The 604-nt window shown below is 45.4% G+C and carries 1 pseudogene; it reads left to right on the top strand.

The annotated features are described in order from the left end of the window. Nucleotides 1-604 (top strand): annotated as a pseudogene (locus CA600_RS30610) (hypothetical protein); the annotation flags it as partial.

The following is a 604-nucleotide window of genomic DNA, read 5'->3' as shown; positions in this document are numbered from 1 at the left end:
TAAAAATTCAGGACTGGGAACGATCGACTCCATAGCCGCGCAAAGCAAGCTGAAGGATATCTACCTGGCGCGGGATCAGATCGCGAAGGCGCAAACCGCCTATAAGGTATATCAAGCGTTTGGAAATCAGACTCAAATGGACGCAATGTATAAGCTGGCGGAAGACGCACGCAAGAAGCTGGAATCCTTGGGTATAAGTGAAGTCCAGTACCAGGCGGGTAAGGATCTAAGCATTTATTTTAAGAAACCAGCGGTTAAGGCATGTGATTATGATCCGTCTATCACTAGTAGAAGCGTACCACTAGTTCAGAATGAAGCGTATCAGTTACTACTACGGACAGCAATGGAAAAAGGGGAGAAGGGAGCCTGGGCAAAAGGCCAACTGGAAGGCATTCAAACCACCATGGAACAGATGATCGCTACTGGAGTAAGTCTGGGTGTACACGTGATGACAAACCAAGGTGGAAAGGCTTGGGGAGATGTTATAAAATTGACTTCATCAGTCGCCCAACTGGATTCCTATAATCTGTTTAGAAAGATTAAAACGGAGGGTCAAGCAAAACCCGAGGATTCTAAAAATGCCTTTTATAAATCGATAGACAGT

It is taken from the genome of Paenibacillus sp. VTT E-133280, from assembly GCF_002264385.1.
GTDB classification, from domain to species: domain Bacteria; phylum Bacillota; class Bacilli; order Paenibacillales; family Paenibacillaceae; genus Paenibacillus_AQ; species Paenibacillus_AQ nitricinens.
This window is presented reverse-complemented; position numbering and strand designations above follow the sequence as displayed.